Consider the following 6,350-nt stretch of genomic DNA (forward strand, 5'->3'; position numbering starts at 1 on the left):
GCCGGGGCGCGCGGCGCAGCCGGCGCCTCGCGCGGGCTGGCCTGGTGCTCGCTGTCGGCGGTGCGCTTCCCGAACATGGCTATTTCCGCCGCAGCAGGCCGGCCAGCAGCGAGCTCTTCTGGGCGACCGGCGCCTCCCGGCGGCTGATCTGCTGGGCCAGTTGGGCCAGGGCTTCGGTGGTCTTGGCCTTGGGCGCGAGCTCGGCCAGCATCTGGCCGTTATTGGCCGCCTGGCCGAACAGCTTGGGCTCGAAGGGCACCACCAGGGCCGGGATCAGGCCCAGGGCCTCGCCGAAGTCCTTGGCAGCGATTTCTGGCCGGCCGGGCACGCCCACCTGGTTCAGCACCAGCCGGGGGGGCGTGTCATTGGGCCGGGCGCGACGGACCAGGTCCACCAGGTTCTTGGTGTTGCGCAGGGAGGCGAGGTCGGGGGTGGCGACGATCACCAGATCATCCGACGACAGCAGAATGCGGCGCTTCCAGGCGGTCCAGACGTGCGGCAGGTCGAGGATGACGAAGGGGGCGGCGGCCCGCACCTTCTGCGTCACCTCTTCGAAGGCCTCCGGGGGAATATTGTAGTCATCGTCCAGGGAGGCCGGGGCGGCGAACAGGCTGAGCTTCTCGCCGCAGCGGGCCATCATCCGGTCCATGAGGACGGGATCGAGCCGGTCGGGCTCGCCCAGGGCGTCGGCCACCCCCTGCAGCGGGTCCTGGTTGAAGTCGAGGCCCGCGGTGCCAAAGGGCAGGTCCAGGTCCACCAGCACGGCGTTGGCGCCCAGGCCCTCGCTTATGGCGTAGGCGATATTGTGGGCGATGGCTGAGACGCCCACGCCCCCCTTGGCCCCGCAGAAGGCGATCTGACGGCCCAGGAACGGCGCGCTCGGATCGGCGTAGAGGTTGGAGACGGAGCGGACGAACTGCAGCGGCTTCAGCGGCGGCACGAGGTATTCGCTCACCCCCCGCCGCATCAGCTCCCGATAGAGGGCGATGTCGTTGGCCGCCCCCAGGACCACCACCTTGCTGCCCGGATCGCAGACCTCGGCCAGCTGGTCGAGCTGGGCCAGGAGTTCGGGCGCGGCGGCGCAGCATTCCACCACCAGCAGCGGCGGGGTGGGCTGGTTCTGATAGGCCAGCAGGGCCGCCGAGAGGCCGCCGTCGCGCACGGTCACGCTGGTGCGCTCCATCCGGCGGTCGCGGGCGGCGTGCTCGATCATGTCGCCGGTGCGCGGGCGCTCGATGAAGGCGTGGATGGTGATGCGCGGCAGGGCGTGGTCGCCGAAGGCGGCCTCGGCGCTGGCGATCATGTCATGGACGGGGTTGTCGCCCACAGAGCCGGCCGGCCGCGGGGCGTCCAGGTCGTCAAAGGCCTCGGCCCGGCGGCGCGGCGCTGGCGAATAGTCTTCCACCGGCTCACGACGCTCGCTCGGCGCAGGGCCCGCCGGACGCCAGTCGGCGTCGGAGGACGGGCCGAAATCGTCGTCGGCCTCGAACTGGAGATCGAAGGGGTCGTGCCCGCTCTGCGCCCGCATTCCGCCTACCTCACCACCTGGGAGACAGTGCCCCGGGCCTGGTCGTCGGCGCGGGTGGAGGTCAGCTCGCCTTCGCGGTACTTGCCCAGCACGTCCATGCGGCGGGTGGCGTCGGCGGGATCCTCCGCCCTCGGCCCCAGCAGGTCCCCGGGATTGGCGATCTGGGCCGCCAGGTTGGCCGTGGCGGCGCAGCCGAAGTTGGCCGAGGTGGCGTTGCGCCAGGTGCCGCTGAGATTTTCCCAGCTCTGGCCGCAGGCGATCGGCTGGACCTGATAACGGGTGTAGCCCACCACGAAGGGCGCGGCCGCCTGGCCCTGGGCGGCGTAGCCCACGAGCTCGATGGCGCCGGCCGGCACGCCCTGGCCGAGCAGGAAGGCGCGCACGCTCTCGCCCATGCGGTAGGTGGCTGAGGGATCGGGGCCGCCGGTGGGCGCCTGCATCCGGATCACGCCGCCCTCAGCCATGCGCCAGCCATGCACCAGCGCGGCCAGGGCGTCGGCCTGGGCCGCCGAGACGCCGCGGGCGTGGACGGCCAGCCGCACCTCCTCCGGCTGGGCGTGAACTTGGGCCCGGTACTGGTCCAGCGGCGTGGCCGGGTTTTCCACCGCGCCCTCGCGGTAGGGGGTGGCGCAGGCGCTCAGCGCGGCCAGGGCGGCCAGGGCGGCCAGGGCGGCGACGGGGCGGATGTAGGAGGTCATCAGGGCCCTCACTCGATCACATAGCCATAGGGGCCCTGATAGGTCGCCGCGCCGGGCGGCGGGGCCTTGCCCCGATAGGCGCGGTTCAGCCGGCCCAGCAGGACGGTCTCCGGGTCGCTGGCGAACTTCAGGCCGTCGGCCGGGGTCTGCAGGCGGTCGGGCGAGGTCGGCTTGACCAGATAGGGGGTGACGATGACCACCAGCTCGGTCTCGCCCTTGAGATAGTCCCGCGAGCGGAACAGCGTGCCCAGCACCGGCAGGTTGGTCATGCCTGGAAGCGAGTCGATCGCCTGCTTGGTCTCTTCGCGCAGCAGGCCGGCGATCATCATGGCGCCGCCCGAGGGCAGCTCCACCATGGTCTCGGCGCGGCGGACATTGAGGCCGGGGATCACCAGCCGCGGGGCGTTGGCCCCGTTGGAGAGGCTGAAGGCGCCATTATTGGTCAGCTCCGAGACCTCAGTGGAGATCTTCAGGGAGATGCGCCCCCCCGACAGCACCACGGGGGTGAAGCCCAGGCCCACGCCGAAGGGCTTGAACTCGATGGTCACCCGGCCGCTGTCGTCCTGGCCCACCGGCACCGGGAATTCGCCGCCGGCCAGGAACTTGGCTGACTCGCCCGACACCGCGGTCAGATTGGGTTCGGCCAGGGTGCGGATCAGCCCCACCCGCTCGAAGGCCTGGATCATGCCTTCGGCCTGATTGAGCCCGGGGTCGCCGGCGAGGCCGTCCTTGATGGGCGCGGTGTCGGAATTGCCGCCGCTGCGGCTGACGAAGTCGCACAGCGCATCGGGCTGGTCAGGCCAGCCGCAGGGCGCCTGCAGGATCGGCTGGCGGGTGGTGTCGAGGCTGTATCCGCCGGACAGACCCCCCAGCAGGCCGCCGTTCACGGCGTAGCTGGCGGCGTTGCTGAACATGTACTGCGGCTCGCCCAGCTGGTTCAGGACCGCGCTGGTGTTGAAGCCGAGTTGCTTGATGACATTGCGCTGAACCTCGACGATGCGAACCTTCAGCATCACCTGGTCCTTGCCGGCGATGGAGAGCATGTTCAGCACCTGCTCCGGCCTGGCCACCGCAGCGGTGGCGATGCGCACGGCCCGATCGGCGTCGGCCAGGCTCATGACCTCGCCCGAGAGGATCAGGCTGTCGTTCATGGAGTCCACCTGGACCCGCGCCCCGGGCAGCAGCCGGTTGATGGTCTGGGCCACCGCGCCGGTGTCCTGATCCACCCGGATGTCCAGGGACAGGATCCGCCGCCCCGCCGCATCGAAAAAGACCGCGTCGGTCTGGCCCGAAGCGACCCCCAGCACATAGATCCGTCGCGGCGAGCGCAGCACGGCGTCGGCCACTTCGGGATTGGTCACCAGGACGTCGCGGGCGTCCACCGGCAGTTCGATGATCGCCGACTTGCCCCGCGGCAGGGTGAGCGCCTGGGACGCGCCGCCGCCGGCCAGGTCCACGCGCATGGCGGAGGCCGCAGGCCGTCCGCCCGCCAGTCCCTGGGCGGCGGCGGGCGTCGTCACGAGGGCGAGCCCCGGCAGGGCCAGGGCTGCGGCGACGAGAAAGGACCGCATGCGGCTCATCGGAGGGACACCTCGGTCATCTCACCATCGCGATAGATGCGCACGGTCTGGGGCTCGCTTCCGCCGCCCCGGCCCACCGGCCCGCTGGTGTCGTTGAAGGCCCGGAGCGCCAGGGCCAGCCGGCCCTGAGCCGTGGCGCGGGCCAGAATCTCGGCGTCCGCCGCCGGGGTCTCGAGCGTCGCCACCGCGCCGATCATGGTGTTGGCGTCGTCGGCGGGCTTGGCCGCCTGGTCGATGGCCAGGACCCGGAGATTGCGCATCAGGACCTCGCTGGTCCAGTCCGAGCCGTTGGGCGCCTCACGGCTGTGGATCACATCCACCCGGTCTCCGGGCAGGATGAAACCGCCGCTGGCGCTCTCGGCGGAAATGGGAATGGAGACGGCGCGCATGCCTGACCCCAGGACCACCGACATGAAGCCCCCCTCCCCGCCGCGCAGCACCTTGCGCGCCAGGATGGGCTCTCCGGCCACCATGGCCTCGCGCACCACCGCGCCTTCGAAGGCCTGGATGGCGGCGGGTCCGCCGATCACGGCGTGGGCGGCCTGGGTGGCGGTCTCGGCCACCTTGGCGGCGCCTTCGGCGGCCGGCGCGGCCTGGGCCCCGTCGGTGATGAAGGACTCGCTGAGGGAGTCGACGGGCCAGTCCTGCCAGCCGATCATCTGGGGGCTGATGCGGGTTCCGATGGGCAGGTCCTGCTTGGCCACCAGCACCTTGGTCACCGGCTGGGCCTCGGCCACGGAGACGGCCTGGGGCGCGGGGCGGTCCGCGCCCACCATGCCGCGGACAATGAAGGCGAGCAGGATCGCAGCGACGGCGGCGGCGGCCAGAATTGCGATGCGGACGGCGCCCATGCGACTTCCAATACGCTCCCGCGGGGGACGAGGACCGCGCGGGCTTCGTCCGCAGCGCAGGTCAGAACAGGGGGACGCCTTCTGGCGGCGAGTTCCCTTGTGCCGCCCCCATGGTTAACAGGCGCTAAAGGGCCAGGGCCGCCAGGGAACTGGCCGGAAAAGCGGTCAGGCCGCCGATGCAGATGGCCAGGCCGTAGGGAACATTCTCCCCCGGTTCGGCCAGACGGGAGAGCCAGGGGGGGCCTGCGCTCACATAGCGGCGGAGCAGCATGGAGCGCATGGCCAGCAGGGTGAGGGCCAGCCCGCCGCCGGCCAGGGCCGTCACCAGCAGGAAGGTGGCGCTGGCCGGCCAGCCCAGCCAGAGGGCGGCCGCGGCGAACACCTTGGCGTCGCCCCCGCCGATCCAGCCCAGGGCGAACATCACCATGCCGGCGACCAGGGCCGCAGCCCCGATGGCCGCGTGCAGGCCGATCGCCGATCCGCTCAGGCCCAGGGCGAGCGCCGTGGGGAAGAAACCCGCGATCAGGGCCAGCGAGATCCAGTTGGGGATGGTGTAGGTGGTCACGTCCTTCAGGGCCGCGACGATCAGCAGGGCCGGGCAGAGGATCAGCAGCAGGAGCTGCGGCTGGTCGAACATCGAGGACTCCGCCGAACCAGGAATTGGACAGGCCTGCAATCTGCGGCCTGCGGGTGAACACTTGGTTTCCCGCCCATGAAGACGGGGCCGCGGCGTCCCCGCCGCGGCCCCTGGTCGTTTCGCATCCCGCCCGGCGAACCGGGCGGCAGGCGCCTTACTGCGGCATCTCGTTGCCGATCTTGGTGAAGGTGCCGGCGATCTTGCCCGACAGGGTGTTCAGGGCGGTGATCAGAACCACGGCGATCAGGGCGGCGATGAGGCCATACTCGATGGCCGTGGCGCCGGATTCGTCCTTCAGGAAGCGGGTCACAAACTTCGACATTGCTCAATCTCCTTTGTCGGCGAGCAGAGTGGTCGGGGTTCAGGCCATCTGGTCTGCTCGCCCCGAATTGCAGGGTCACAATGCCGCACCTCCCTTAATGCCGAGTAAATCAGGAAGTATTCGAAGATTTTTTCTTTTGGTTTACTTGCGTTTACTATTATCTTTCATTAACCAAGAGGCTCTCCGGGCGGGCTTTTTCGGCCATATCACTTTATGATTCCCACGCGCCCGTGCGCAGTGTGAGATTCAGTCTTTATTGACCATTGTGGCCGACCCTGGCTGGGCGACATTGACCCTGGAGCCGCCGGAACCCTCATGCGCCGTCTCTGCCTCAGCGCCCTCGCCGGCCTCCTGCTCGCCCTTCCGGCCGCCGGCCAGGCCATGACGCTGGGGCTCAACCAGAGCGCCAAGGTCCGGCTGAGCGCGCCGGCCCGCAATGTGGTGGTGGCCAATCCGGCGGTGGCCGACGTCAGCCTGCTGGGGCCTCAGGATCTGGTGATCATCGGCAAGGGCTATGGGGCGGCCGACGTGGTGGTCACCGACGCCCAGGGCCGCACCCTGTTCGACCGCCAGGTGACGGTCCGCTCGCCAGACACCGGCCAGGTCACCGTCTTCCGCGGCGGGGAGACCCGCACCTTCGCCTGCGCCCCGCGCTGCGAACCCGTGGACGCGGAGGCCCGGCGGACGCCCTAAGGCCGACGCCCAGTTTGGCATCGCCTAGCTCGGACGCCCTA

7 protein-coding genes are annotated in these 6,350 nt (G+C 70.4%); 1 reads left to right on the plus strand and 6 read right to left on the minus strand.

The annotated features are described in order from the left end of the window. Positions 1 to 79 precede the first annotated feature (79 nt). From V7D28_RS12985 to V7D28_RS13010, 6 genes are all read right to left on the minus strand, one after another. Complete coding sequence (locus tag V7D28_RS12985; RefSeq protein WP_333587806.1) at positions 80 to 1,528, minus strand: AAA family ATPase; 1,449 nt, start codon at positions 1,526 to 1,528, stop codon at positions 80 to 82. Between the two features lie 5 nt (positions 1,529 to 1,533). Continuing rightward, positions 1,534 to 2,226, minus strand: coding sequence for a CpaD family pilus assembly protein (locus tag V7D28_RS12990; protein ID WP_333587807.1), 693 nt, complete (start codon positions 2,224 to 2,226; stop codon positions 1,534 to 1,536). Between the two features lie 8 nt (positions 2,227 to 2,234). After that, positions 2,235 to 3,797: a type II and III secretion system protein family protein gene (locus tag V7D28_RS12995; RefSeq protein ID WP_333587808.1), complete on the minus strand. Its 1,563-nt coding sequence runs from the start codon at positions 3,795 to 3,797 to the stop codon at positions 2,235 to 2,237. Between the two features lie 5 nt (positions 3,798 to 3,802). Continuing rightward, positions 3,803 to 4,657: a Flp pilus assembly protein CpaB gene (gene cpaB / locus V7D28_RS13000; protein WP_333587809.1), complete on the minus strand. Its 855-nt coding sequence runs from the start codon at positions 4,655 to 4,657 to the stop codon at positions 3,803 to 3,805. A 124-nt stretch (positions 4,658 to 4,781) separates the two neighbouring features. Further along, positions 4,782 to 5,294: an A24 family peptidase gene (locus tag V7D28_RS13005; protein ID WP_333587810.1), complete on the minus strand. Its 513-nt coding sequence runs from the start codon at positions 5,292 to 5,294 to the stop codon at positions 4,782 to 4,784. A gap of 154 nt (positions 5,295 to 5,448) precedes the next feature. After that, positions 5,449 to 5,616, minus strand: a complete 168-nt coding sequence (locus tag V7D28_RS13010; RefSeq protein WP_333587811.1) for a Flp family type IVb pilin — start codon at positions 5,614 to 5,616, stop codon at positions 5,449 to 5,451. Between the two features lie 315 nt (positions 5,617 to 5,931). Between V7D28_RS13010 and V7D28_RS13015 the strand changes: the two genes are divergently transcribed. Next, positions 5,932 to 6,309 carry a pilus assembly protein N-terminal domain-containing protein gene (locus V7D28_RS13015; RefSeq protein WP_333587812.1) on the plus strand — a complete coding sequence of 126 codons (378 nt, stop codon included), beginning with the start codon at positions 5,932 to 5,934 and terminating at the stop codon, positions 6,307 to 6,309. Positions 6,310 to 6,350: the final 41 nt, after the last annotated feature.

This window comes from Phenylobacterium sp., from assembly GCF_036723115.1.
GTDB lineage: Bacteria > Pseudomonadota > Alphaproteobacteria > Caulobacterales > Caulobacteraceae > Phenylobacterium.